We start from the raw sequence: 26,993 nt of genomic DNA on the forward strand, positions 1-26,993 counted from the left end.
GCGGATCGGGGGCGAATGCCTAAGGCTTTTTTGCTGGCCAGCTCGGCACTTCACGCCGCGCGCCCGTGGCGATTGACGGTGCCGGCAGGTCGCCCCACTGGCCCTGCCCTTCACTCGGGCCGGCCGCAGCGTTAGCTGGAGATTGCGCAGGTTGTTGAGGGCTCGAAGCGGTTTGTTCGCGACGACGATGGCGCAGGGCAAATTCGGCGACAGCATCAATATCCTCTTCGGCGATGGCCGCAGCGCCACGCCATGCCGCGTGAGCGCGAGCAGCGCGCAGCCACACCAGATCGGCACGCAAGCCATCGACGCCGGCGGCGAAACAACGCTCGGTGATGTGCGCCAGCGCCGCGTCGTCCAGCGCAATGTCGTTCAACTTACGGCGAGCGCCTTCGCAACGCTCACGCAGGGCTTGCTGTTGCGTTTCCCATTGCGCACAGAACGCTTGCGGGTCGCTGTCGAAATTCAGCCGCCGGCGAATGATCTGGCCACGATCGGCGGGTGCAGTGTGGCCGCTGAGGGCGACATTCAGACCGAAACGATCGAGCAACTGCGGGCGCAACTCGCCCTCTTCCGGGTTCATCGTGCCGATCAGCACGAACTTCGCCGAATGGCGGTGGGAAATGCCGTCACGCTCGATCAGGTTGGTGCCACTGGCGGCGACATCCAGCAGCAGATCGACCAGATGATCGGGCAGCAAATTGACTTCATCGACATAGAGCACGCCGCCGTCGGCCTTCGCCAGAACGCCGGGGGAAAACTGCGCACGCCCGGCGCTCAGGGCCGCGTCGAGGTCGAGGGTGCCGACCAGGCGTTCTTCGGTAGCGCCCAACGGCAAGGTGACGAACTGGCCGCTGGCGAGCACGTCGGCCAAGCCCCGCGCCAACGTCGATTTGGCCATGCCGCGTGGGCCTTCGATGAGTACGCCGCCGATTTTCGGGTCGATGGCGGTGAGGCACAGGGCGAGTTTCAAGTCATCGGCGCCGACCACGGCGGAGAGCGGGAAATGTGGGGTGTCGGTCATTTGGGTTTTCTCTTTCGTGGTCTCTGGTGTACCTGGGTGTTGTGGGGTGACCGTTGGGGTGGCCCTCACCCTAGCCCTCTCCCGGAGGGAGAGGGAACTGACCGAGGTGTTCTCTCGAATTACACCGACCTGAAATATCCAGTCGAACTCAAGTTTTGAAAAGCACCGAGATCGGCTCCCTTTCCCCCTCTCCCCCTGGGGAGAGGGCTGGGGTGAGGGTAGCTTTTGATCCGCTACATATCTTCCTCTATATCCAGCAGCAGATTCTCCAGCGCTTCTTTATAAGCCCCCGGTTCCTGCCACATGCCCCGCTGTTGCGCTTCGAGCATGCGCTCGGTCATGTCGCGCAGTGCATGCGGGTTATGCTCGCGGACGAAATCCCGAGTCGCCGGGTCAAGCAAGTAAGCATCGGCCAACAACGCGTACTGATGGTCGTCGATCAATTGCGTCGTCGCATCAAACGCGAACAGGTTGTCGACGGTCGCGGCCATCTCGAACGCGCCTTTATAGCCGTGGCGTTTGACCCCGTCGATCCATTTCGGATTGGCCGCCCGTGAGCGGATTACCCGGTTCAGTTCTTCTTTCAACGTGCGAATCTTCGGCAGATCCGGCTGGCTGTGATCGCCGTGATAACTGGCCGCTGCTTCGCCGCGCAGGGTTTCCACGGCCGCGAGCATGCCGCCCTGGAACTGGTAGTAGTCGTTGGAATCGAGCAAGTCGTGTTCGCGATTATCCTGATTCTGCAGCACCGCTTGCACCTGGCTGAGGCGTTGGACGAATTGCTCGCGCGCGGCCGAACCCTCGTCGGCGCCGCCATAGGCGTAAGCGCCCCAGTTCAGATAAACCTCGGCGAGGTCCTCGCGGGACTGCCACAAACGGCCATCGATGGCGCCCTGCACGCCTGCTCCGTAGGCACCGGGCTTGGCACCGAAAATCCGCCAACCGGCCTGACGTCGCGCGGTTTCTTCATCGAGGCCCGATTGCAGCAAGGCTTCGCGTTCGGCGCGCACTTTCGCGGCCAATGGATTGAGATCGTCGGGCTCGTCGAGCGCAGCAACTGCTTGCACGGCAGCATCGAACAGGCGAATCAGATTGGCAAAGGCATCACGGAAAAATCCTGAGACCCGCAGCGTGACATCGACACGCGGACGGTCCAACAGGCTCAGCGGCAAAATCTCGAAATCGTCGACACGCTGACTGCCCGTGGCCCAGACAGGACGCACGCCCATCAGTGCCATGGCCTGGGCGATGTCGTCACCGCCGGTACGCATGGTCGCGGTGCCCCACACCGATAAACCGAGCTGACGCAAATGATCACCATGATCCTGCATATGCCGCTCGAGAATCAGCGTCGCTGACTGGAAACCGATGCGCCACGCGGTGGTGGTCGGCAGGTTGCGCACGTCCACCGAATAGAAGTTACGTCCGGTCGGCAATACGTCGAGACGACCCCGGCTGGGCGCGCCACTCGGGCCGGCCGGGACGAAACGCCCGCTCAAGGCATCGAGCAGGCCGCGCATTTCGGCGGGGCCGCAGGCGTCGAGACGTGGGGCGACGACTTCGCGCAGAGACTGGATGATCAGATTTACATCAGCCCACCCCGGCCCCTGTAGGAGCGAGCCTGCTCGCGAAAGCGGTGGGTCAGGTAAATGGGTAGCGGCTGACAGGACGCCTTCGCGAGCAGGCTCGCTCCCACTCGGGGTTTGTAGTGTTTGGGAAATCAGGGTCGTGGCAAACAGTTCGAGGCGTTCGCGGGTGTCGCCGGCGGTGCGCCAAGACTCGTTGCTTTGTGATTGCAGCGCTTCGGGGCGTGGGCCTGTCCATGGATCAGCCAGCGCACAGTCGAGTGGATCGAAGCCGAGCGCGAAGGCTTTGGCGAGGGCTCGCAATAGACTCGATTGCGCGCCTTTGCCATCGCCCCGTGGAATGCGTAGCAACGCCAGCAAGGTATCGATGCGCAAACGCCCGGTCGGCGATTCGCCGAAAATGTGCAAGCCATCGCGGATCTGCGACTCCTTCAAATCACACAGATACGTATCGAGCCGCGGCAGCCAGATCGCCGCATCGGCGTCGCTGTCGAGCGCCGCGTCGAGTTGCAGTTCTCGGTCGATCTGCGTGTCACGCACCAGCTGCAGAATGTCTTTCTGTAACTCGCGGGCGCGGCGTGGATCGAGCAACTGTGCTTCGTAATACTCGTCAGCCAGCAGCTCCAGATTGCGCAACGGGCCATAGGTTTCGGCGCGGGTCAGCGGCGGCATCAAGTGGTCGATGATCACCGCTTGCGTACGCCGTTTGGCCTGAGCGCCCTCGCCCGGGTCGTTGACGATAAATGGATAGATATTCGGCAACGGCCCGAGCAGCGCATCCGGCCAGCAGTTTTCCGAGAGCCCGACGCCCTTGCCAGGCAACCATTCCAGATTGCCGTGCTTGCCGACGTGAATCACGCCGTGGGCGCTGTAGGTGTTGCGCAACCAGAAGTAAAACGCCAGATAAGCGTGCGGAGGCACCAAATCCGGGTCGTGATAGACCGCGCTCGGGTCAACCTGATAACCGCGCGCCGGTTGAATGCCGACGAAGGTCAGGCCAAAGCGCAAACCGGCGATCATCATCCGCCCGTCGCGGCACATCGGATCGCTTTGCGGTGGCCCCCAACGCTCGACCACCGCCGCGCGATTGGCCTCGGGCAGCTCATTGAACATCGTCATGTAGGCGTCCATCGCCAGGCTTTGCTGGCAGGGACGCAGGTCAATGGTGTCGAGATCGTTGCTGACGCCACCGAGCAATTGCTGGATCAACTCGGTGCCGCTGCTCGGCAGTTCTGCCGTGATCGGATAACCCTCAACCTGCAATGCGCGCAGGATGTTCAGCGCCGCCGCTGGCGTATCGAGGCCGACACCGTTACCGATACGCCCATCGCGAGTCGGGTAGTTGGCGAGGATCAGCGCAATACGTTTCTCGGCATTCGGTACCCGCGCCAGATCGATCCAGCGCCGCGCCAGTTCGGCGACGAAATCCATGCGCTCGGGTTGCGCCCGATAGCAGACCACATCGGACTGACTGCGCTCGCTGCGCCAGGCCAGATCCTTGAAGCTGATCGGCCGGCTGATGATCCGCCCGTCGAGTTCCGGCAGCGCAATGTGCATCGCCAGATCCCGAGGGCCGAGGCCTTGCTCGCTGTCGCGCCAACCGGGTTCGTTGTCCTGGGCACAGATCGCTTGAATGACCGGGATATTGCGGCGAAACGGCCGCAGGTGTGGCGCTTCGGGGCTCGACTGGGCGAACCCGGTGGTGTTGAGAATCACCCCCGCCTCAACTTCGTCCAGCCAATCCTCGACCACCGAGAGGCAGCCGGGTTCTTTCAGACTGGCCACCGCAATGGGCAGCGGGTTAAGTCCCGCCGCCTGCAAGCGCTGGCAGAAAACATCAATAAACGCGGTGTTCGCCGCTTGCAGGTGCGAGCGGTAAAACAACACCGCCGCGACCGGTTGCTCGGGCAGCCAATCGGCTTGCCAGTCACTCAGTGCGGCGGCGGTTTTGTTCGGGTGAAAAATCGCGGTGCGCGGCAAGGCTTGCGGCTCGCCCCAGACGTAATCGCGAGCGAGCCAACGGCTGGCGAGGCAGCGGAAAAAATCCAGCGCATTGCCCATGCCGCCCTGACGCAAGAACTGCCACAGCCGATCACGATCCTCGGCGCCGACGGTGCTCAAGTCACTGAGTTCCGGGTCGGGGCGATCATCGCCCGGCACCAGAATCACCTGCACGCCGCGCTCGGCCAGCTCGATCAAACGTTCGACGCCATAGCGCCAATAAGCGATGCCGCCGTGCAGCGAGATCAGAATGACTTTCGCGTGGCGCAGCACTTCGTCGACGTACAGATCGACCGAGGCGTGATTCTGCACCTGCATGGGATTAGCCAGACGCAGGCTCGGATAATCCTCGGGCAATTGCTGCGCGGCCTCGGCGAGCAGCGCCAGGCTGGAGTCGCCGCTGCACAGGATCACCAACTCGGCGGGGGTTTGGCCAAGGTCGGCAATGTTGTCATCCGAAACGAAACCGCCGGGCTGGGTCCTGAGCAGGTGCATGGTTTAAACGCTGAGCGCGGCGCGCAGTTGCGCTTCGAGTTGCGCGGCGTCGAGCTCCTGACCGATCAACACCAGACGCGTGACGCGCGCCTCATCGGCGCCCCACTGACGGTCGAAATGCTTGTCGAAACGCGTGCCCACGCCCTGAATCAGCAGGCGCATCGGTTTGTTCGGGATTGCTGCAAAACCTTTGACACGGAGGATGCCGTGCTTGACCACCAATTGCGTCAGCGCGTCGAGCAGCAAGCTTTCGTCGGCCTGTGGCAGTTCGATGGAAATCGAATCGAAGGCGTCGTGATCATGGTCATCGTGATCGTCATCGTCATCGCCTTCACCGTGGTGATGATCGTGATGGCTGTGGCGACTGTCGATGTGTTCTTCCGAACCGGCGCCGAGGCCGATCAACACGTCCAGCGGCACGCGACCGTTGCTCGCTTCGATGATTTTCACCGCTGGCGGCAGTTCTTCGGCGACTTCGAGGCGTACGCGAGCGAGGTCTTCCGGGCTGGTCTGGTCGGCCTTGTTGAGGATCACCAGGTCGGCGCTGGCCAGTTGGTCGGCGAACAGCTCGTGCAGTGGCGATTCGTGGTCGAGGTTCGGGTCCAGTTTGCGCTGGGCGTCGACCTGATCCGGGAACGCGGCGAAGGTGCCCGCGGCTACGGCCGGGCTGTCGACCACAGTGATCACTGCGTCGACGGTGCAGGCGCTGCGGATTTCCGGCCACTGGAACGCTTGCACCAGTGGTTTTGGCAGGGCCAGGCCCGAGGTTTCGATGAGGATATGGTCAAGGTCGCCGCGACGGGCAACCAGTTCGCGCATTACCGGGAAGAACTCTTCCTGGACGGTGCAGCACAGGCAGCCGTTGGCCAGTTCGTAGACGCGACCGGTGGCTTCTTCTTCGGTGCAGCCGATGGTGCATTGCTTGAGGATTTCACCGTCGATGCCCAGTTCGCCAAATTCGTTGACGATCACCGCGATGCGACGGCCCTGAGCGTTGTCGAGCATGTGGCGCAACAGTGTGGTTTTGCCCGAGCCGAGGAAGCCGGTGACGATGGTGACGGGGAGTTTGGCCAGTGTTTTCATCGGTATGCCCTTTGGCAAGCGGCGGGCATACGGGACGAGAACCGGCAACGCGCGTGCGCGCCGGAAGCGTTCGCCACCGGATCACCCCGCCCGGTTGTAGTGAGAATCTGTGACGAGGCAGGTCTCCTGGCTGACGGCGTTCAGGGCTTGGGCCTGGCATTCGTTGCGCCTTCCCGCTGGCTCATCGATTGAGCTGGCAGTGGCGTGGCAACGAACATCACCGTTCACAGTTGCGGGGGCAGCCGCGGCATTGACCGCGTTCCCTTCTTAGCTTCGGCATCGGCCGAAGAACCTCGAATGCGCAAGGCTACGCATCGGGTGGTGACCGGTCAATGTTTGGATTGGGGGCATATCCGTTGCTGCGGGAGCTGCCGCTGGCGGTTTCGCTCTTACAGCGACTCACTTTTCCAAACGCCGAAAAGTAAGCAAAAGGCTTTGCCCCTGGCGTACGGCACTTCACTGAGGCTCAGTGTTCCCTCGCTACGGTGTCCATCCGGGGGCATCGCCTACGGTTGGCTGCGCTGCACCTCCTCTCGATGTGTTTGGCTTCGCCAAACGGCGCTGCGCGCCTAACCCCCGGATGGACACCTACGCTCGGCCTGCCGAAGGGGCTGAAGGGCAAAAGCCAAAGCAGATCAAAAGATCGCAGCCTGACTTTTCCCCTGTAGGAGCTGCCGAAGGCTGCGATCTTTTGATTTTGTTGTTTTTTTGGGGGGTGGGATTGAGGTTTGGGGGCATATCCGTTGCTGCGGTTATGGCTGCTTAGGGTTTCGCTCTTACAGCGAGTCACCTTTTCCAGACGCCGAAAAGGTAACCCAAAAGGCTTGGCCCCGGCGTACGGCACTTCGCTTGGGCTCAGTGTTCCCTCGCTACGGTGTCCATCCGGGGGCATCGCCTACGGTTGGCTGCGCTGCACCTCCTCTCGATGTGTTTGGCTTCGCCAAACGGCGCTGCGCGCCTAACCCCCGGATGGACACCTACGCTCGGCCTGCCGAAGGGGCTGAAGGGCAAAAGCCAAAGCAGATCAAAAGATCGCAGCCTGACTTTTCCCCTGTAGGAGCTGCCGAAGGCTGCGATCTTTTGATTTTGTTGTTTTTTTGGGGGGTGGGATTGAGGTTTGGGGGCATATCCGTTGCTGCGGTTATGGCTGCTTAGGGTTTCGCTCTTACAGCGAGTCACCTTTTCCAGACGCCGAAAAGGTAACCCAAAAGGCTTGGCCCCGGCGTACGGCACTTCGCTTGGGCTCAGTGTTCCCTCGCTACGGTGTCTATCCGGGGGCATCGCCTACGGTTTGCTGCGCTGCACCTCCTCTCGATGTGTTTGGCTTCGCCAAACGGCACTGCGCGCCTAACCCCCGGATGAACACCTCCGCTCGGCCTGCCGAAGTGGCTGAAGGGCAAAAGCCAAAGCAGATCAAAAGATCGCAGCCTGACTTTTCCCCTGTAGGAGCTGCCGCAGGCTGCGATCTTTTGATCTTGTCTTTTTTTGGGGGGGCGCTGGGTACATATCCGTTGCTGCGGTAACGGCTGCTCAGGGTTTCGCTCTTACAGCGAGTCACCTTTTCCAGACGCCGAAAAGGTAACCCAAAAGGCTTGGCCCCGGCGTACGGCACTTCGCTTGGGCTCAGTGTTCCCTCGCTACGGCGCCCATCCGGGGGCATCGCCTACGGTTTGCTGCGCTGCACCTCCTCTCGATGTGTGCGGCTACGCCGCACGGCGCTGCGCGCCTAACCCCCGGATGAACACCTTCGCTCGGCCTGCCGAAGGGGCTGAAGATCAAGAGCCAAAGCAGATCAAAAGAACGCAGCATGACTTATCCCCTGTAGGAGCTGCCGAAGGCTGCGATCTTTTGATTTTGTTGTTTGGGGGGCTGGGATTGGGGGCATATCCGTTGCTGCGGGTGATGTTTCTGGCGGTTTCGCTCTTACAGCGAGTCACCTTTTCCAGACGCCGAAAAGGTAACCCAAAAGGCTTGGCCCCGGCGTACGGCACTTCGCTTGGGCTCAGTGTTCCCTCGCTACGGTGTCCATCCGGGGGCATCGCCTACGGTTGGCTGCGCTGCACCTCCTCTCGATGTGTTTGGCTTCGCCAAACGGCGCTGCGCGCCTAACCCCCGGATGAACACCTCCGCTCGGCCTGCCGAAGGGGCTGAAGAGCAACAGCAAAGCTAAAGCCAAAGCGGATCAAAAGATCGCAGCCTTCGGCAGCTCCTACAGGGAATGAGTACAGCTGCCAGAGCTTGGTCGGCTGTCAGGCCGTTTTCGGGAGCGAGCCCCCTCCCACAGTTTGAGCCAGGTTCACCCGCGAGAGCTTGGTCGGCTGTCAGGCCGCCATCGCTGGCAAGCCAGCTCCCACAAAAAACAAGCACACCCCAAACGCGGCCATGCCGCCCCACTCAACACAATGAGCGTTAGCTCGAGTACCGCTCTTGATCTAGAAGGCCCGTCGGAAGGCTGAGTGGAGGGATTGATCCGGGGGTGGTAGCGCAGCGACCGTTTGGCGCAGCCAAATGCATCGAGAGGAGGTGCAGCGCAGCAAACCGTAGGCGATGCGCCCGGATCGATCCCGCAGCGAAGGAACCCGAGCCACAGCGAGGGCCGTACGTCAGGGTAAAGCCTTTTGGGTTACCTTTTCGGCGTTTGGAAAAGGTGACTCGCCGTCAGGGCGAAACCCTAAGCAGTCGTTACCGCAGCAACGGATCTGCCCCCCCCCAATTGACTCAAATCCCCCCTCATGCTCTCCTACACAACTTGTTACGGGTGCCCTTCACAGGGTGAAACGGGAAACCGGTGAATCATGTGCTTTACTCAAGCCCATGTCAGTCCGGTGCTGCCCCCGCAACGGTAAGCGAGCGAAGCGTCAGATCCACTGTGCCAGAAGGCATGGGAAGGTGATGCTTGCAGGTCGGCCAGACGCCAACCCCTCGCGAGCCCGGAGACCGGCCCGCAACACACAGCCCGCACTTTGTGCGTGGCTGAACATAACAAACCCGCGGTGGGCGGGCGCTGTTCGAACCTCTGCGAGCCAGACCCGCAGGGGTTTTCATGCGCTCGATTCACCCGCTGACACTCCAGAGGGAAGCGCCATGTCGATCATCAGCAGCACCGGCAGCAACACGGACAAAATCACCAGCACCGCCACACTGAGCCAACGCCTTGGCGCTGCCATCTTCGCGTCGATCCTCGGCGCCAGTCTGGTCTACTTCGCCGGTTTCTCGCACATCGAAGCGGTGCACAACGCCGCCCACGATACCCGCCACAGCGCCGCGTTCCCGTGCCACTGAGACCTGCCGACATGATCAAGCGAATTGCCCAAACCGCAGGTTTCACCGGCCTGTTGGCCGCCCTGCTCCTCACGCTGCTGCAAAGTTTCTGGGTGTCGCCGCTGATTCTGCAGGCCGAGACCTTCGAGAAATCCGAACCCGTGGCTGAAGTTCACGAACACGCCGCCGGCGCCGCTGCGCACACTCATGATGCCGAAGCCTGGGAGCCGGAAAACGGCTGGCAGCGCGTGGTTTCGACCACGGGCGGCAATCTGGTGGTGGCCGTTGGTTTCGCTCTGATGCTCGCGGGTCTCTACACCCTGCGCGCACCGACCAAAACCTCGCAAGGTCTGCTCTGGGGCCTGGCCGGTTATGCGACTTTCGTTCTGGCGCCGACTCTGGGCCTGCCGCCGGAATTGCCGGGCACCGCTGCCGCTGACCTGGCGTCGCGACAGATGTGGTGGATCGGCACGGCCGCCTCAACCGCTGTCGGCCTGTCGTTGATTGCGTTCAGCCGTCACTGGCTGATGAAAATCCTCGGCGTGGCGATTCTTGCCGTCCCGCATGTGATCGGCGCACCGCAGCCGGAAGTGCATTCGATGCTCGCTCCAGAAGCATTGGAAGCTCAGTTCAAAATCGCTTCGCAGTTGACCAACGTGGCGTTCTGGCTGGCCTTGGGCCTGATCAGCGCCTGGTTGTTCCGCCGCAAAAGCGACGGTCAATACCACGCATGACCAATGACAGCACAGCGCCGACCTTTGTGGTCGGCCTGGGCTGCCAGCGCGGCTGCCCCGCCAGCACGTTGCGCGCGTTACTCGACCAGGCTTTGCAGGCGCACCGCATCGAGCTGGAAGCAGTCAAGGCTTTGGCCAGCATCGACCTGAAGCGCGATGAACCCGGTTTGCAGGAACTCGCCACGCAACTGGCCCTGCCCTTGCTGTACTTCAGCAGCGAAGAATTGGCCAGTTACCAGCAACGACTCAGCCATCATTCGCAAATCGCTTTCGAGCGCACCGGTTGTTATGGCGTTGCCGAGAGTGCTGCACTGGCACTCGCTGAACAGTTGATCCGGGCACCGGCAAAACTGCTGATTTCCCGGCAAAAATACGCTCAAGCGACCTTGGCATTGGCCGGCGCTGCATAAAACCCCGATAATCCCCGCCATTGATCATGAGCAATCTTCATCTGAAGCATTGCCCTGCCCCGTTTTTCACAGGATTTCTTGATGACCGTCTACTTCATCGGCGCCGGCCCCGGCGACCCGGAATTGATCACTGTCAAAGGCCAACGGTTGATCCGCAGTTGCCCGGTGATCATCTATGCAGGCTCGCTGGTGCCGGCGGCGGTACTGGACGGTCATCAGGCTGAAACCGTGGTCAACAGCGCTGAATTGCATCTGGAACAGATCATCGAACTGATCAAAACCGCGCACGCCAAAGGCCAGCATGTGGCAAGGGTACATTCAGGGGATCCGAGTCTGTATGGCGCAATTGGCGAGCAGATTCGTTACTTGCGCGAGCTGAATATTCCGTTCGAAATCATCCCCGGCGTAACAGCCACAGCGGCGTGTGCTGCGCTGTTGGGTGCTGAACTGACCCTGCCGGACGTCTCGCAAAGCGTGATTCTGACCCGTTATGCAGACAAGACCCCGATGCCCGCAGGAGAAGAACTGGGCAATCTGGCGCAGCATGGCGCGACCATGGCGATTCATCTGGGGGTCAACCATCTGCAGAAGATTCTGGCGGAGCTGCTGCCGCATTACGGCGCGGACTGCCCGATCGCGGTGATTCACCGGGCGACGTGGCCGGATCAGGATTGGGTGGTCGGGACGCTGGAAGATATTGCCGAGAAGGTTGAGGCCAAGGGTTTTCGGCGGACGGCGTTGATACTGGTGGGACGAGTGCTGGGGAGTGAGGTTTTCAGTGAGTCATCGCTGTATCGCGCCGGGCATGCTCACCTTTACAGACCGTGAATCAAATGACTTTTGTGGCTGGATACAAACCCTGTGGCGAGGGGATTCATCCCCGTTGGGTCGCGAAGCGGCCCCAAAAATCCGGGGCCTGCTGCGCAGTCCAACGGGGATAAATCCCCTCGCCACAAAATAGGCAGACACACATAAATCGCAGGCGTAAAAAACGGCACTCACGGGGTGCCGTTTTTCTTGTCCGCAGCGAACACCACTTAGTAGTAGGCGTTTTCTTTCTGCGTGTGGTCGGTCACGTCGCGAACGCCCTTCAACTCGGGAATGCGCTCGAGCAAGGTGCGCTCGATGCCTTCCTTCAGGGTCACGTCGGCCTGGCCGCAGCCTTGGCAACCGCCACCGAATTGCAGAACGGCGATGCCGTCTTCAACCACATCGATCAGGCTGACCTGACCGCCGTGGCTGGCCAGCCCCGGGTTGATTTCGGTTTGCAGGTAGTAGTTGATGCGCTCGTTTACCGGGCTGTCGGCGTTGACCATCGGCACTTTGGCGTTGGGCGCCTTGATGGTCAGTTGGCCGCCCATGCGGTCGGTCGCGTAATCGACAACGGCGTCGTCAAGAAAGGCTTCGCTGAAGTGATCGATATAAGCGGTGAAGCTTTTCAGCCCCAGCGCGGTGTCTTCAGGTTTTTCTTCGCCCGGCTTGCAGTAGGCAATGCAGGTTTCGGCGTACTGGGTGCCAGGCTGGGTGATGAAGACGCGGATGCCGATGCCTGGGGTGTTCTGCTTGGAGAGCAGATCGGCCAGGTAATCGTGGGCGGCGTCGGTAATGGTAATAGCGGTCATGGAAACTCCTCGCAGGCTTGGGCGCAGTTTACGCCAATCGTTGCGCCGGACAAAGTCCTAGTATTTTTGTCGGGAAAGATTCTCGTCAGGCTCGCCGTCGATCCGAGCCTTGAGCCAACGGTAGCTGCGTTTTTCCACCCATTCGTAGCTCAGCCATGAACCGCCTGCTATCGCCAATGCGCACGCGACAAACATCAGATACGGGTTGATGCCATAGCGCCGGGCAAGAAAACCGCCCGTCGACAACACCAGCACGTGCATCAGGTACACCGAGTAGGAGCAATCACCGAGCAACTTGAGCAACCGACTGCGCTCGACGTAACGCTCCAGCGCCATGCACGACATCACCAGCACCGCACTCGGTACCCCCCAATTGAGCAGCCTCGGCGCCGGCGCCAAGTGATAAATCGTCAACAATGCCGCGACGATGCCCGCCAGGGGCAGCCATAGACCGGCGCCGATCCAGCCCCGACGATGGAGCATGCCGATGCCGATCCCCAGCAGAAACTCATAAACGATGTCCGAGCGATAGAACTCGCTGATCCAGCCAAACCCTGTCCACGCCTGACTCACGGCAAACAGCAGCGCCGCGACCACCAGCAGGCGCACCTGCAAACGAAACAGCAGGGCCCAGGCAAATAGCACGTAGAAGAGCATTTCGTAATTGAGCGTCCAGCCGACATTCAGCGTCGGGTAAATCCCATAGCCGCCGGGGTTTTCAGTCGGGATAAACAGCAAGGACAGCAGCAGATGGTTCCAATCCACCGTCTGATCCGGCAACAACGGTTGGGCAAACACTACCAGCAACGCCATCAGCACGGTGTACAGCCAATACGCCGGGACGATGCGAAACAATCGGTACAACAGAAATCGCGCCGGCGGCAGCGGTTTATTCTCGGTGGAAAGGAAAATCACCAGGCCACTGATGACGAAGAAGATGTCCACGCCCACCGCACCTTTGTCGATGAACAACTGGCCGATCGGCCCACGTGCTTCGAAATTGAAGAAAATCTGCATGAAGTGATGGCAGACCACTGTCCACGCGGCCAGCGCACGCAGGGCCTGCACTGAAATCAACATTACTCACTCCTGACCCAGTCTCTCAAAGCACCGCCGATCCCTTGTAGGAGTGAGCCTGCTCGCGATGGCGGTGGCAACCTCAACATCTCTAGTGCCTGATACTCCGCTATCGCGAGCAGGCTCACTCCTACAGGGGTTTTGCGGTGTTACTGAAGGTTGGGACAGCAGGCCGGCAGCAAATGATCAAAGATTCTCGTAGCGGTTCATGTCCAGCACGCCCTCTTCCACCGGGTCGGTTTCGTGCAGGTACTGGCTCAGATCGTGGAAATACAACCAGAACTGCGGATGGCTGCGGCGGATACCCCAGCGTTCGACGATTTTTTCGAAACGATTGGCATCCTTGGCGTTTTCCATCGCATCGACAAACGCCGGCACCTGATCGGCCGGGATGTTGAAGATGAAGTTCGGATAGCTGCTAAGCACGCCCGGATAGATAGTCAACGTGTCCAGCCCCGGTTGATAGCGCAGCGACTCCCCCGTCAAAAACGCCACGTTGCTGTGCGCGCGATTGCGCAGCAGGCTGTAGACCTCGCGTTTGCCGCTGGCCGTTTCAATGCGCAGCATGGTTGCTTCCGGCAACTGGTCAATCACCTTCAAACCGGCAGCGGGCCGTGCTGTAAGGCGACTCAACGCCTGTTCGGCATTTTGCAACGCCGGGTCGATATTCGGCCGTGAGCAATAGGCATTGTCGCAACGGTTGATCGGATCGGGACGCGCATTCAGATCGCCGTAACGCGCCAGCAACTGCATGGCGAAATCGTATTTCGGATCTTTTTCGTCGAGTTTCAGCGCGGTCGGTTTGTCGTCATCAATGGCCTCGTAATCCAGCCACATCTTGAACTGGCCGCTGCTCTGGTACCAATCGTCGAGGTAGTCCTCGCGCGAATCGGCCGGCATCAGGCGCAGGAAGTTCTGCTCGGCGCCGTTGCGGATCAGGTCGAAATACAGGCGAGTCTGCGCCTGATGGGAGACGTTGCCGAACACGTCGAAGTTGACCGCCAACTGGTAATAGGTGCGTTCAAGCAAGGGATAGTCGAACAACCACATCGTCTGCGGCACTTCGCCGATCAGGCCCTTGGTCACCGAAGCACTGTCGAAGTGGCGGAAGATGCTCAGTAGCGCGTTGTCGTTGCCGGCCCACAGCGTCGACCAGCTCGGCGCTGGTTGATCGGCGTAACTGTCGCGGCGCAGGGCCTCGTATTCATTACGCTTGTCGCGGTAGTTGTGCCACAGGGTCAACACGCTGCCGACATCATCGTTCTGCCCCGGCATCGCCAGTAACGGCGTGGCCTGGCCGCGATAGTTCGGGTCGGTGATGTACAGGTCGTGATCCGGGGCCTGGAACAGCGCCCAGAAGTTGTCGCGGATCACGTCGGTCGCGATCTGCCCACGGCACACCGGGCCGCGAATGAAGGTGCGGACGAAATATTCGGCGTTATCGAGCATGAACTGGTAACGCGCCTGCGCCGGAATGGCCTCGAACGTAGCAAACGGGTTGGCGCGGCTGTTCGGCCCGTAACCCGGCAACGCGTTGACCTGCCAGTTACCGCTGTAGAACAGGCTTTTGACCCGCGCCATTTTCGCCGCGCTCAGCGGATAGGTGATGTGGGTTTTATGCACGATCACCCCTTGCACCGGCCACAAGCGGTAATACACCTGAGTGCCCGGATCATCGTTGGGGCGGCGAGTAGCGATCAGGTCGATGGGTTGACCGGTCGGCGTGCGCGAACGCACCCATTGGAAGAAATGCCCAGGCTCGCCATCCTTGAAATAGATGTGCGCGAGGAACAGGTGCTCGAACAGCCAACGGCCGACCAGACTCTGGCGAGCGCCAGGACTGTTGAGCAGGTTTTCCCACTGGACGATTTGCAGCGCTTCTTGTGCGCTCGGCGCCAAACCTTGTTCGTCAATCGGCGCACCGGAAGCGAGCCAGCGCTGCAAGGTCTGGTATTGCTGATCGGTCAGGCCGGTCACGGCCAGCGGCATGCCTTCCTTCGGATGAGCACCGGCGTAGCCGTCAAACTCGGCGGGCATCGCGCATTGATTCGCGCGATTCAAACCCAGAACGATTTCTTCAGGCAGTTTGGCATTCGGCTGCAACGGGGTTCTATGGCCCAGCTCCAGCATCCGTGCCATCAACGCCGCCTGGCTGCCCTGCGCGTCGAGTACGGAATAGAAGTCCTTTTGCTGCCAGGCGCGTTTGCCGAAGGCGTCGTAAAACAGTCGGGTGGTCGGCGCCGCTTGCGTGCGTTCGCCGTCGTAGACCGGCATCTTGCTGGCGCCACGGGCCGCGCCTTCGCCGCTGCCAAGGTTGAGCTGGCAGGCAGAGTCGTAGCACGCATGGCAGGCCACACACTTCTCGGTGAAGATCGGCTGGATATCACGGGTGTAGGAAATCAGGGGCTCTTGCGCAACGGCGCCCCAGCTTAAAAACAGCAAAACAATGCTGATGACGCGGTACGACATGTGCCTGATCCCGACCCTGAAGAAAAACGCCGCGATTCTACAGTATGACGCTCGTACCAACATGAACGATATTCATGCAAAACCTCCACATGCTCTAAAACCGCACAGGTTTGTTATGATCCCGCTCCTTCGTAATGGTCTTTCCGAGTAGTCCAAATGTCCGATCGCAGCGTCCGTCTTCAAGCTCTCAAGCAAGCCCTCAAAGAGCGCATCCTGATACTCGACGGCGGCATGGGCACGATGATCCAGAGCTACAAGCTCGAAGAGCAGGATTATCGCGGCAAACGCTTCGCGGACTGGCCGAGTGACGTCAAGGGCAACAACGACCTGTTGGTGATCACCCGTCCGGACGTGATTGGCGGTATCGAGAAAGCCTACCTGGATGCCGGTGCCGACATCCTCGAAACCAACACCTTCAACGCCACACGCATTTCCATGGCCGACTACGGCATGGAAGAGCTGGCCTACGAGTTAAACGTAGAAGGCGCACGCCTGGCGCGCAAGGTCGCTGACGCCAAGACCGCCGAGAACCCGGACAAGCCGCGCTTTGTTGCCGGCGTGCTCGGCCCGACCAGCCGCACGTGCTCGCTGTCGCCAGACGTCAACAACCCGGGCTATCGCAACGTCACCTTTGATGAGCTGGTGGAGAACTACACCGAAGCCACCAAAGGCCTGATCGAGGGCGGCGCCGACCTGATCCTGATCGAAACCATTTTCGACACCCTTAACGCCAAAGCGGCCATTTTTGCCGTGCAAGGTGTGTTCGAAGAGCTGCACATCGAACTGCCGATCATGATTTCCGGGACCATCACCGACGCCTCCGGCCGTACCTTGTCGGGCCAGACCACCGAAGCGTTCTGGAACTCGGTGGCGCACGCCAAGCCAATCTCGGTCGGCCTCAACTGCGCGCTCGGCGCCAGTGAATTGCGTCCGTACCTGGAAGAGCTGTCGAACAAGGCCAGCACCCACGTTTCCGCGCACCCGAATGCCGGCCTGCCGAACGAATTCGGCGAGTACGACGAACTGCCATCGGAAACCGCCAAGGTTATCGAAGAATTCGCCCAGAGCGGTTTCTTGAACATCGTCGGCGGCTGCTGCGGCACCACGCCGGGCCACATCGAGGCCATCGCCAAAGCCGTCGCCGGTTACGCGCCGCGTCAGATTCCGGACATTCCCAAGGCGTGCCGCCTGTCGGGCCTGGAACCATTCACCATCGATCGCAGCTCGCTGTTCGTCAACGTCGGCGAGCGCACCAACATCACCGGTTCCGCCAAGTTCGCCCGTCTGATCCGTGAAGACAACTACACCGAAGCGCTGGAAGTCGCCCTGCAACAGGTCGAGGCCGGCGCGCAGGTGATTGACATCAACATGGACGAAGGGATGCTCGATTCGAAGAAGGCCATGGTGACCTTCCTCAATCTGATCGCCGGTGAGCCGGATATCTCCCGTGTACCGATCATGATTGACTCGTCGAAATGGGAAGTCATCGAAGCCGGCCTCAAGTGCATTCAGGGCAAGGGCATCGTCAACTCGATCAGCATGAAAGAAGGCGTCGAGCAGTTCATCCATCACGCCAAACTGTGCAAGCGCTATGGTGCTGCGGTGGTGGTGATGGCGTTCGACGAAGCCGGCCAGGCCGACACCGAAGCGCGCAAGAAAGAAATCTGCAAACGCTCCTACGACATTCTGGTCAACGAAGTCGGCTTCCCGCCGGAAGACATTATTTTCGACCCGAACATCTTCGCCGTCGCCACCGGCATCGAAGAACACAACAACTACGCTGTGGACTTCATCAATGCCTGCGCCTACATCCGCGATGAACTGCCGTACGCGCTGACCTCCGGCGGCGTATCCAACGTGTCGTTCTCATTCCGTGGCAACAACCCGGTGCGTGAAGCGATCCACTCGGTGTTCCTGCTGTATGCGATCCGTGCGGGCCTGACCATGGGCATCGTCAACGCCGGTCAACTGGAGATCTACGACCAGATCCCGGTCGAACTGCGCGACGCCGTCGAAGACGTGGTGCTCAACCGCACGCCAAACGGCACCGACGCCCTCCTCGCCATCGCCGACAAGTACAAGGGCGACGGCAGCGTCAAGGAAGCCGAGACCGAAGAGTGGCGCAGCTGGGAGGTCAACAAGCGTCTGGAGCATGCGCTGGTCAAAGGCATTACCACACACATCGTTGAAGACACCGAAGAATCGCGTCAGTCCTTCGCCCGCCCGATCGAAGTGATCGAAGGCCCGCTGATGTCCGGCATGAACATCGTCGGCGACCTGTTCGGCGCCGGCAAAATGTTCCTGCCACAGGTGGTGAAATCCGCCCGTGTGATGAAGCAGGCCGTGGCGCACTTGATCCCGTTCATCGAACTGGAAAAAGGCGACAAGCCGGAAGCCAAGGGCAAGATCCTCATGGCCACGGTGAAAGGTGACGTACACGACATCGGCAAGAACATCGTTGGCGTTGTGCTGGGCTGTAACGGCTACGACATCGTCGACCTCGGCGTGATGGTGCCGGCAGAGAAAATCCTGCAAGTGGCCAAAGAGCAGAAATGCGACATCATCGGGCTGTCTGGCCTGATCACGCCTTCGCTGGATGAGATGGTTCATGTTGCCCGTGAAATGCAGCGTCAGGACTTCCACCTGCCGTTGATGATCGGAGGCGCGACCACCTCCAAAGCGCACACCGCGGTGAAGATCGAACCGAAGTACAGCAACGACGCGGTGGTCTACGTGACCGATGCCTCGCGTGCGGTCGGCGTGGCAACCCAGTTGCTGTCGAAAGAGTTGAAGGCCGGTTTCGTCGAGAAAACCCGACTGGAATACGTCGACGTGCGTGAGCGCACCGCCAACCGCAGCGCGCGTACCGAACGGTTGAGCTACGCAGCGGCCATCGCCAAGAAACCACAGTTCGACTGGGCGACTTACGCGCCAGTCAAACCGACTTTCACCGGCAGCAAGGTCCTCGACAACATCGACCTCAAGGTCTTGGCCGAATACATCGACTGGACGCCGTTCTTTATCTCCTGGGACCTGGCCGGCAAATTCCCGCGCATCCTCGGAGACGAAGTGGTCGGTGAAGCCGCCACCTCGCTGTACAAGGATGCGCAGGAAATGCTCGCCAAACTGATCGACGAGAAGTTGATCAGCGCCCGCGCCGTGTTCGGTTTCTGGCCGGCCAATCAAGTGCATGACGACGATATCGAGCTGTACGGCGATGATGGCCAGCCATTGGCCAAGCTGCATCACCTGCGCCAGCAGATCATCAAGACCGACGGCAAACCGAACTTCTCGCTGGCCGATTTCGTCGCGCCGAAAGACAGTGAAGTCACCGACTACGTCGGTGGTTTCATCACCACCGCCGGCATCGGCGCCGAAGAAGTTGCCAAGGCCTATCAGGACGCTGGCGACGATTACAATTCGATCATGGTCAAAGCCCTGGCCGACCGCTTGGCCGAAGCCTGTGCCGAATGGCTGCACCAGCAGGTACGTAAAGAACACTGGGGATATGCCAAGGACGAGACCCTCGACAACGAGGCGCTGATCAAAGAGCAATACAGCGGCATCCGCCCTGCTCCGGGTTACCCGGCGTGCCCGGATCACACCGAGAAAGCGGCGCTGTTCGCCCTCCTTGATCCTGAAGCGGAAGAAATGCGCGCCGGCCGCAGCGGTGTGTTCCTCACCGAGCACTACGCGATGTTCCCGGCCGCCGCGGTCAGCGGCTGGTATTTTGCGCATCCGCAGGCGCAGTACTTCGCCGTGGGCAAGATCGACAAGGATCAGGTCTCCAGCTACACCTCGCGTAAAGGTCAGGAATTGAGCGTGACCGAGCGCTGGCTCGCGCCGAACCTGGGTTACGACAACTGAGACCCGGCTCGGGCATGAGCGCAGCGTGCGCCCATGCCCGGTCATTCACCCCCTCATTGGCGATGTGACGGGCCCGGTTGTGGTGAGGACGGGCCAGGCAGCTCCGCCCCCTCTGTCGGGACCAGCGCCCGCATCTCCAGGCGAGACAGCTCCAGCAGATTGCCGGTGCTGGCAGCAGCCAACTCGACCTCCAGTTTGTGCAACGCCTTCGTGTATTGCTCCAGCGCGGGCCCTTCGGTTCTGTCGGGATGCGCCTCCTCGACCTCCCCCAGGCGTGTGGAAGCGTTACGCTCAACAACTTCAAATGCGTCGGGATGGCGCTCGCGCAGATAACGCACCCAGTAATCACGCGAAATCAGATCGTTGATAAACACATCGCCGGCCTCATCGGCGAGCACTGACGCGCGTGCGCTGGCGAGTTGTTGGCCGCGAATGGGTCGGCCGTACATCATGTGCTCGGGTTGCCCCGGCAACTCCAGCCCATCGGGCCAACCCGAGGTCATGCCGATACGATATTCCAGACGCACTTCTGCCCTGTCCTGTCCGCGCCCGGCGCGCTCTGCCAGACGGTCGACCCGGCCCAGGCGAAACAGTCGGCGCGACAGATCAAGCAAGGCGCGGCCACGCTGTTCCGGGCGCTGGCGCGGTATATCGCGCAACGTGTTGTATTCATAGACCCGGCTTTCCAGTTCGCTGAATGACAGGATGCGTCCGTCGGCACAAGCGCCGTGGGTCTCGGCATTGATGAACAGCAGTTGCCGAAGTTCGGTGTTTTCCGTGGCGGCCTGGATGACACGCCATACGCGGTGAGTCAGGTCAGCGCGCGACAATCGGAAATCACTGGTATCGCGCAGCGTCGTCAGCAAGTGAAAAAAGGCCTGGCGATTGTCTTCCTGGGCGAGTTGCATCCAGAGGGTAGTTCTGCTGGATCGCACATCAGCCCGGGTATCCACGAGCCAGGGCTGCAAGGCTGAATCGGACACCTCAAACGAGGGATTGAGCAGGGTTTCGATGGGCTCGACATTGGCATGAGTATCGTCGCCGCCGTCGCTGCCTCCATCGCTGTCGCCCGCTGAATCGATGTCAGATTCGAAATCACTGTCCGAGTCGCTCACGATCGCGCGGATGCGCAAATCGAGTTCCTCAGGCGAGATGCCCATCACCGCAACGTCGCCGTGCCGAGCGCTGTAATTGCGCATTTGCTCAAGGCTTATGAGCGACAACTGATAGGTGTCGGTGAGCTGCGTGCCGCCAACCAGTGATTCATGAGTGCCGTCCATCAGGCGCTCCGGAATAACCCTGAAATCGTTGCCACTGAGGTTCAAGGTCCGCAAGTTCAGCGCCTCCAGCAGCCCTTCCGGCCACTGCACCAGACCGTTGTAAGCCAGATTCAGGGTCTCGATGCGGCTGAAGCTGCGGGCATCGAATTGATTGATATGGTTATGACTCATATCCAGCCAGCGCAATTGATCACGCCCGGGCAGCCGGTACAACGATTGCGCGTCCAAAAACTGATTGCCGTTGAGCTCCAGGCGTTGCAGCCGACCCATGCTGTGCACCGCCTCCGGCAGCGCGCTCAGTTCATTGCCATTGAGCACCAACGTGTCCAGCTGCGCGAAGGCACGCAAAAAGCCATTGGAACCCTGCGCGGTGATTCGCGAGCCCGTCAGATTCAGTGTTCGTACATGGGTGAATTCAGCTGTCAGTGACGGTAGATCGCCGGTCCGCGGCCCCATCAGGTTGAGCACTTGCCCGGCGTCCGGAGTCAGCGCCGTGAGCCCGTCCTGCCAGCATTCGCGAATGCTCAGGGCCGCGAATCCACGTCCATCGGCGCTGACCACCGCATGGGTCGAATGGGTTTCGCGGGTAAATATCCAGCCATTGAGTTGACGCGTCAGTGACTCGCTGGTCTGCTGCCATTCGTCGAGACGGTTGCTGATCTGGCCGTCGCTCATGCCCGCGCTGCGCAGTCGCGAAATGCATTGTTCGGCCTCCGCTGGCGAAATGACCTGATTCAGATTCTGCAGACGTTCCGCCAACCCTGAGGCCTGTGCGCCGGTACTCGCCCTTCGGGGCAACGGCAACAGATACTCGGCGATGGACCTGGCCGTCTCAATCGGAGGAAAGTCTGCTGGCACCGGCTCCAGCGCAAACCGCTGCAGCGTCCCCACGGGCAAACCTCTGACGTTTTCAACGCGCAGCTGCGCCTCGCTCAGCGCCGTTTGGCCGGCGGGACTGAGTGTATTCCCTGTCAGGTTAATCTTGAGCAGCGCGTGGTTGTCGGCCAGAAACGATGGCGGCAGCGAATCGATGGCATTGTCGCGCAGGTCGGCCCACTCAAGCTGCGGCAAATGCTCGGCGCCGGCGGGCCAGGCCTGAAGTTCAGTGGCGCGCAGATTCAGCGCCTTGAGGCGTGTCATTGCGGTGACGTCCAGCACCGTCAGCGGATTCTGGCTGGCATTCAGGAACTCAAGACTGGACAAGTGGCTGAACTGGCTCTGTACGTGCGGCGTGACGGCAATGCGGTTTTGCGAGATATCAAGACGGCTCAATTGCGGCAAGTCGCCTGGCGCGAAAGGCAGTTCGCTGAAGCCATTGCCACTGATTTCCAGGGTCTGCGTGCCAGCGAATGCCCGAATGAAATTGCCCACCTGCTCGACCGGCGCATCCAGCCAGCCCAGCCGTAGCGTCGTTACATCGGAAAAAATTCCCGCCGGCAACGGCGGCAGCTCGCTGAGCTTTTCATAGCCCAGCAGTTGCGACATCTGCGCACCCGATGCGGGCAGTTCGAACAGGGTGACTTTGTCATTCAAGCCATAGCGGGCACGCACGGCGACGCGCCAGTGGTTCTCCAGTGCCCGCAGTACGCTGGCGTTGGGTTCTTGGGTCCAGCGCAACACGCGCTGTGCCGTGCGCAGTTCTGCCGAAGTGCCGGGCTGATAGAACTGGCGAAAGATCCCGGCGTGTTCGGCACGCAACGCTTCTATAGCGGCGAGCCTCGTCGCGGGCGTCTCCCAGAGCGTAAGAATCCGCTCAGGCAAGGGGTTGATCAGTCCGGCCTCACCGGTCAAAAAACCCAACTCTCCGTAGCAGAAGCCGCGCACCATCAGCGGCAGGTCAACCAGATGCCCCAACGGCCCGGAGTAACTCCTGACGTACTCGTACGCGGGTTTGAAAGCATCATGGGTGAACTTCGACCAATCCAGCGACAGTCCCGCCCAGAGTTTTTCATGTCCGTTGTAGAGTGCCTGCGGAATGACATTGATCGAGGTGTTGGTCAGGTCCAGACGCTCCAGTTGTGGGAGTTGCTGCGCATAGGCAGGCCACTGCGTCATGGCCGGCGCATCGATCGTGAGGGTCTTCAATTGCGTGAGCGGCGCCAGATCAAGGTTGTGCACGGCGGTGGGATCGACTCCGTCGCACTCAATGTGCAACGCCTCAAGGGACGTAAGTCCCTGTAGTCGTGTCGGGAAATCGCCGGCCAGCTTGTACGCATGGGATCTGAATCGCAGGCTCTTCAACGAGTGCATCGCGCTGACCGAGCGCGGCACGGTCGTCAGCGGCTGTGCACCGGCCGTGTAGGTGTCGAGAAAGTTGCCGCGTTCGCCCAGCGAGAGTTTTTCCACGTTGGCAAAGTGCGCCAGAAAATCCTCGGCATTGGCATCCGTCAGCCCGCGCCCGCCCACGGACAACTCGCGTACATGGCTGAAATCGGTGGTCAACCTCGGCAGCGGTTCGAGACTGCTGATCTCCAAACGATCCGCACCGGGTACTTCCGCTGACAACGGCGCCCGTCGCCAACTGTCCTTGAGCGCTTGCGCAGTCAGGCTCTTGCGCTCATACGTGGCCTGCCCATCGGAGCCTGCCGGCACACCGCGAAGCGGACGCTCCGGTGCGGGCCCCAGCCATCGTTCAAGCGAGGTATTCAGCGCATCCCACTCGCGCTGGCGGTTCTGCAACAGGTTGAAAATGTCCTTGTCGGTTTTGCCGGTTTGCAACTGCCGGAGGATGAAGCCGTTGGCCTGCTGATCGGTCAGTTGCGGATACACATCGCGCACGCGCACGGTCAAGTGCGGATTCATGCCCGGGCCACGACCACTGGCGTAGTAGCCCAACAGCTTTTCGTTGACCCGTGTTGGCGGTTTGAACCAGGCGGCCTGCGGCTCCAGCAGGGTCACTGCCTCACTGCGATGCTGATCAGCATGCTCGATAATGCTGCGGCGTAACTCGGCACTCTGGCTGACCTCAGGCACCCAGAGACTGCGACGGGCGTCATCGGGCAAGGCGTGCATGATCGAAGCATAGAAATTGTCGCCGACGTCTGGCTGGCTGTTAAGGGCTTCTCCTCGCTCATCGAAGGCCTGAAAACGCTGGCCCTTTTTGATCAGGTATTTTTTGTCGCGGGCGCTCTCGCTGCCAACGCTGTCGAGCAACGCGCCGCGTTCGTTGCCCTGGCGAACTTCGAGGCGAACGGTGTCAGGCCAGCCCCGCAGGTTCTGCAGGGTGTTCAACGCCAGGCGCCGGCTATCGGCAGTGGCGATATTTTCACTGCGCAGTCCCGCGTAAGCGCGGGTCTGACGTCCCTGTTGCACAAACCAGCGCGCCTCCTCGACCAGACGCAACGGCATGCCTCGGTTCGCGTTAATCCGTTCAATCTCGTCAGGCCTGGCGTGCGCAAGGACCTCCTCGGCCGCGGCATCGCTGAGCCCCGGACAGATTTTTGCAAAAACCTGACACGCGTGTCGACCGGCGAAGCCCCGCGATAAATACTGTCGAAAATCGCTGGCTGGCGGGCCCGGGCGTAATCGGCAATCTGCTGACTGAACTCATTGGGACGAGCCTGTGGTACGCGTGCGCCGCCCTCACCGAGCAGTCGGTTGATTTCAGGCTCATCCATTTGGGCGAGAATGCGTGCCGTCAGATCGCCACGCAGAACGTCGGCCCGACTCACCTTGATCGGCGCCCTGACGAGCGCACCGCGCCCCTGACGCTTGGCACCATAGGTGACCGATTCGCCGGTCAGGCGGTCCTCATTGAAGATCTGCAACTCACGATTGGCCGGCCAGCGCGGCATTTCCGTCACCAGCGGCAATGCGTGCAGGTACAGCGGGTCAACCGCTTGGTTGCCGCGTAGTTGCGCTATGACCCGTGCCGAATCCGTATCGGCCTTGAACAGACGCATGGCGTCCTGCAACTCGGGTGGCGGCGCCGCGTTATCCAGATGCATTTTGCGCAGCGCGCTATCGCTGACCCCGCTGACATCGGCAACCCTGAGCAACTGCGCGTCGGAGAACCCTTCGGTGGCATGCCCCATGCGCCGCAACAAGGTCAACCGGTCCCATTGCAGAGGACGCTCCAGCGTATGCCGCCAGGCACCTCGGCCATTGTGTTCAAGCACGGGCTGGTAAGCCTCCGGATCAGAGGGATGGCGGATGCGCCATTTGCCCAGTGATTCATCGAAGAACTGTTGGTAGGCCTGACCGCCCTGGCGAAAATAGGCGTTTGCGTCGAGCAGATGCTGCCCGGACAGATTCGCACCGGTGCTGGCCTCCAGGGCCACCGGCGAAGCATAAGCACGCAGATCCGCTTTCCACAGCCGGGTTTTGCCATTGGGCAATGTCACTGGGTGCAGATCTTCCAGCACTGCGGGTGCTTTGGCCGCCTGAAACTTGCGTACCCCGGCACCCACCCCGGCCATCAGCGCAATCTGCACGAGGTTTTCAGCCACATCCACCAGATGATCCTTGGCCGCCCGGCGATCACCCTCTCCCCACTCGACCGCACCCTCAAGGGTTTCGTACAACAACTGCCCGGCCATCACCACCATCATCACTTCGCCCAGCACCGGCACGAACATCGACACCAGGTTCAGGCCCAGCAGACCGATTTGCATCAGGTGGGCCAGTTTCGCCTCTCGGGCCTTGGCGTCGACCTCTTGGGTCGGCACCGCATGACTGCGCGCATCGGCCAGTACCTTGGCGCAATGTTGCTGGTAGAGGTATTCCCAAAGATCCTCGTTTTCCGCCCAGATGCCTCGCCCCTTGCGCATGAGTGTCGAGGGTGCGAGATACGGGTCCGGTGCCGGTTCCAGTTTCGCCGCAATCTCCGGTGGCAACTCCTTGATACGGGTGAATGCCGGGGTGGGCATTACCGCGTCGATAATCGTGCGCCAGGGCGAGCGCCACGGATCGCTCGGGGAGTCGGCGGCCTTCTGCGTGAACTGGCTGAAATAGTACGGACGCTGGTCGTAGGGAACGAACTGGCTGAAAAAGCGTTGGTGCGGCGTCGGCTCTGCGCCGGTCAGTGTGGCGCTTCTTGCGGTGAACTGGCGCTTGAACTCCTGCTTCATCTGCGAACCGCCGTAGCGCTTGAGCGGATGCTCGGGATCGTTGGGAACGTAGAGAATCACTTCGTCGCTGTAGCGATATTTTTCGCAGATCGAGAAGGCCACGCAGCCGGCCATGCGCTTTTTCATCAAGCCCAAGTCTTCGAACCAGACTTGCTTGTTGCCCATCCACGGATGCCTTTCGCCGTTGATCACCGAGACGATCATGCTGTAGTCCGCAGGTTCGATGTCTTTTTCAGCAGCGCCAGTTCGGCGGCAGCGCGCATGGCTGCCTTCTGACTGGCGATGAACGGTTCGCGGAGTGCGGTGGGCGCCGTCGTGGCGTGCGGATAAAAGAAGCCCTTCAGGTACGCCTGGTATTGCTTGCCGATGTCCAGGCTGCGGCACAACGTCAGAAACTGGCTGACGCTCAGGTTGACCGCCACCGCTTCGTAAGTGCCCGGCAAAGTGGTTTGCACAACGAACCCGGAAGTCGCGTGATAGGCCCCCGGCTGGCATTCGTAAGCTTCGAAATTGTGCAGCGTGGCGTCGAGCATCGATAGTTTTAGCACTTCGAACGACGATACTTCGATCTCGAAAATGCTGATTTCCAAGGGGCGCCTCAGGCACAGCAAGGTCTTGTCGACATCCACTTGCAGCTGGAATTGGTCTTTAAGGGCCTTGATCAACAGAGGCCGGGCGAAGGCATCGACGTCCTGAAACGCCGCCATGCTTTTGTCCAGCCGGTTCTGCGCATCAAGACTGGCCACGAGGCTTGCATTCAACGCCTCGCGCTGGTCAGCCCGGGCGTTCCGATACCACAGTGGCAACGTTGTATGAATGTCCTTGAACGCCTGGCGTCTTTGCGCCGAAGCGTCGGTCAACCATTGCGGGATGGATTGTTCGAGGAAGTCACCGTGCAGGCTTTGGGTGGTCGCCGGCGGCACAGTTGGCGCAGTGGATGAGATTACGGTCATGGTCGCTCCTTTTTGGTGGAGCCAAGAGCAGACCATCTCGGGCACGGGCATCTGCGGTAGAT

14 protein-coding genes and 2 riboswitches are annotated in these 26,993 nt (G+C 60.7%); of the genes, 5 read left to right on the forward strand and 9 right to left on the reverse strand.

Annotated elements, in window-relative coordinates; all coding sequences use genetic code 11:
* Window positions 1-19: 19 nt before the first annotated feature.
* From JFT91_RS20160 to cobW, 3 genes are all read right to left on the reverse strand, one after another.
* The gene (locus JFT91_RS20160; protein ID WP_201233616.1) at window positions 20-1,024 is read right to left on the reverse strand and encodes a magnesium chelatase ATPase subunit I; all 1,005 of its coding nucleotides are present in this window, start codon (window positions 1,022-1,024) and stop codon (window positions 20-22) included.
* A gap of 233 nt (window positions 1,025-1,257) precedes the next feature.
* Complete coding sequence (gene cobN / locus JFT91_RS20165) at window positions 1,258-5,106, reverse strand: cobaltochelatase subunit CobN (protein WP_201233617.1); 3,849 nt, start codon at window positions 5,104-5,106, stop codon at window positions 1,258-1,260.
* Window positions 5,107-5,109: 3 nt separating this feature from the next.
* Window positions 5,110-6,189 (reverse strand): cobalamin biosynthesis protein CobW, encoded by a 1,080-nt coding sequence (gene cobW / locus JFT91_RS20170; RefSeq protein WP_242489324.1) that lies wholly within the window; start codon window positions 6,187-6,189, stop codon window positions 5,110-5,112.
* A gap of 99 nt (window positions 6,190-6,288) precedes the next feature.
* A riboswitch (cobalamin riboswitch) is annotated at window positions 6,289-6,500 on the reverse strand.
* A 2,428-nt stretch (window positions 6,501-8,928) separates the two neighbouring features.
* Window positions 8,929-9,149: riboswitch (cobalamin riboswitch) on the forward strand.
* 124 nt (window positions 9,150-9,273) lie between these two features.
* Between cobW and JFT91_RS20175 the strand changes: the two genes are divergently transcribed.
* The 4 genes from JFT91_RS20175 to cobM all read left to right on the forward strand — a co-directional run bounded on the left by JFT91_RS20175 (window position 9,274) and on the right by cobM (window position 11,422).
* Window positions 9,274-9,471, forward strand: coding sequence for a CbtB domain-containing protein (locus JFT91_RS20175; protein WP_201233619.1), 198 nt, complete (start codon window positions 9,274-9,276; stop codon window positions 9,469-9,471).
* A gap of 11 nt (window positions 9,472-9,482) precedes the next feature.
* Complete coding sequence (locus tag JFT91_RS20180; protein ID WP_201225420.1) at window positions 9,483-10,184, forward strand: CbtA family protein; 702 nt, start codon at window positions 9,483-9,485, stop codon at window positions 10,182-10,184.
* Window positions 10,181-10,594 (forward strand): cobalamin biosynthesis protein, encoded by a 414-nt coding sequence (locus JFT91_RS20185; protein WP_201233620.1) that lies wholly within the window; start codon window positions 10,181-10,183, stop codon window positions 10,592-10,594. The genes JFT91_RS20180 and JFT91_RS20185 overlap by 4 nt, the downstream gene beginning before the upstream one ends.
* An 81-nt stretch (window positions 10,595-10,675) precedes the next feature.
* Window positions 10,676-11,422: a precorrin-4 C(11)-methyltransferase gene (gene cobM / locus JFT91_RS20190; RefSeq protein ID WP_201225416.1), complete on the forward strand. Its 747-nt coding sequence runs from the start codon at window positions 10,676-10,678 to the stop codon at window positions 11,420-11,422.
* Between the two features lie 209 nt (window positions 11,423-11,631).
* Here the strand turns inward: cobM and nfuA are convergent, their stop codons facing one another.
* The 3 genes from nfuA to JFT91_RS20205 form a co-directional block, all read right to left on the reverse strand.
* Entirely contained in the window at window positions 11,632-12,216 is a 585-nt protein-coding gene (nfuA, locus tag JFT91_RS20195) for a Fe-S biogenesis protein NfuA (protein ID WP_007912592.1), read from the reverse strand.
* 57 nt (window positions 12,217-12,273) lie between these two features.
* Window positions 12,274-13,296: an acyltransferase family protein gene (locus tag JFT91_RS20200; RefSeq protein WP_201225414.1), complete on the reverse strand. Its 1,023-nt coding sequence runs from the start codon at window positions 13,294-13,296 to the stop codon at window positions 12,274-12,276.
* A 183-nt stretch (window positions 13,297-13,479) separates the two neighbouring features.
* The gene (locus tag JFT91_RS20205) at window positions 13,480-15,762 is read right to left on the reverse strand and encodes a fatty acid cis/trans isomerase (RefSeq protein WP_201233621.1); all 2,283 of its coding nucleotides are present in this window, start codon (window positions 15,760-15,762) and stop codon (window positions 13,480-13,482) included.
* A 156-nt stretch (window positions 15,763-15,918) separates the two neighbouring features.
* Here JFT91_RS20205 and metH point away from each other — a divergent pair, with 156 nt between their 5' ends.
* The gene (metH, locus tag JFT91_RS20210; protein ID WP_201233622.1) at window positions 15,919-19,629 is read left to right on the forward strand and encodes a methionine synthase; all 3,711 of its coding nucleotides are present in this window, start codon (window positions 15,919-15,921) and stop codon (window positions 19,627-19,629) included.
* A gap of 53 nt (window positions 19,630-19,682) precedes the next feature.
* Here metH and JFT91_RS29725 read toward each other — a convergent pair whose 3' ends face one another.
* From JFT91_RS29725 to JFT91_RS29735, 3 genes are read right to left on the reverse strand one after another with little or no spacing between them, the layout of a single operon-like run.
* Window positions 19,683-24,251, reverse strand: coding sequence for an NEL-type E3 ubiquitin ligase domain-containing protein (locus JFT91_RS29725; RefSeq protein ID WP_242489340.1), 4,569 nt, complete (start codon window positions 24,249-24,251; stop codon window positions 19,683-19,685).
* Window positions 24,137-26,182 (reverse strand): DUF6543 domain-containing protein, encoded by a 2,046-nt coding sequence (locus tag JFT91_RS29730; protein ID WP_242489325.1) that lies wholly within the window; start codon window positions 26,180-26,182, stop codon window positions 24,137-24,139. Before JFT91_RS29730 ends, JFT91_RS29725 begins: the two co-directional genes overlap by 115 nt.
* Complete coding sequence (locus JFT91_RS29735) at window positions 26,179-26,931, reverse strand: dermonecrotic toxin domain-containing protein (protein WP_242489326.1); 753 nt, start codon at window positions 26,929-26,931, stop codon at window positions 26,179-26,181. Before JFT91_RS29735 ends, JFT91_RS29730 begins: the two co-directional genes overlap by 4 nt.
* Window positions 26,932-26,993: the final 62 nt, after the last annotated feature.

Source organism: Pseudomonas sp. TH08, assembly GCF_016651275.1.
In the GTDB taxonomy this organism is placed as follows: Bacteria; Pseudomonadota; Gammaproteobacteria; order Pseudomonadales; family Pseudomonadaceae; genus Aquipseudomonas.

Coding starts and splice junctions, on each gene's coding strand:
- cobN (WP_201233617.1), bottom strand. CDS start 5,106: ATGCACCTGCTCAGGACCCAGCCCGGCGGTTTCGTTTCGGATGACAAC.
- JFT91_RS20185 (WP_201233620.1), top strand. CDS start 10,181: ATGACCAATGACAGCACAGCGCCGACCTTTGTGGTCGGCCTGGGCTGC.
- metH (WP_201233622.1), top strand. CDS start 15,919: ATGTCCGATCGCAGCGTCCGTCTTCAAGCTCTCAAGCAAGCCCTCAAA.
- nfuA (WP_007912592.1), bottom strand. CDS start 12,216: ATGACCGCTATTACCATTACCGACGCCGCCCACGATTACCTGGCCGAT.
- cobW (WP_242489324.1), bottom strand. CDS start 6,189: ATGAAAACACTGGCCAAACTCCCCGTCACCATCGTCACCGGCTTCCTC.
- JFT91_RS20160 (WP_201233616.1), bottom strand. CDS start 1,024: ATGACCGACACCCCACATTTCCCGCTCTCCGCCGTGGTCGGCGCCGAT.
- cobM (WP_201225416.1), top strand. CDS start 10,676: ATGACCGTCTACTTCATCGGCGCCGGCCCCGGCGACCCGGAATTGATC.
- JFT91_RS20200 (WP_201225414.1), bottom strand. CDS start 13,296: ATGTTGATTTCAGTGCAGGCCCTGCGTGCGCTGGCCGCGTGGACAGTG.
- JFT91_RS20175 (WP_201233619.1), top strand. CDS start 9,274: ATGTCGATCATCAGCAGCACCGGCAGCAACACGGACAAAATCACCAGC.
- JFT91_RS20180 (WP_201225420.1), top strand. CDS start 9,483: ATGATCAAGCGAATTGCCCAAACCGCAGGTTTCACCGGCCTGTTGGCC.
- JFT91_RS20205 (WP_201233621.1), bottom strand. CDS start 15,762: ATGTCGTACCGCGTCATCAGCATTGTTTTGCTGTTTTTAAGCTGGGGC.
- JFT91_RS29735 (WP_242489326.1), bottom strand. CDS start 26,931: ATGACCGTAATCTCATCCACTGCGCCAACTGTGCCGCCGGCGACCACC.
- JFT91_RS29730 (WP_242489325.1), bottom strand. CDS start 26,182: ATGATCGTCTCGGTGATCAACGGCGAAAGGCATCCGTGGATGGGCAAC.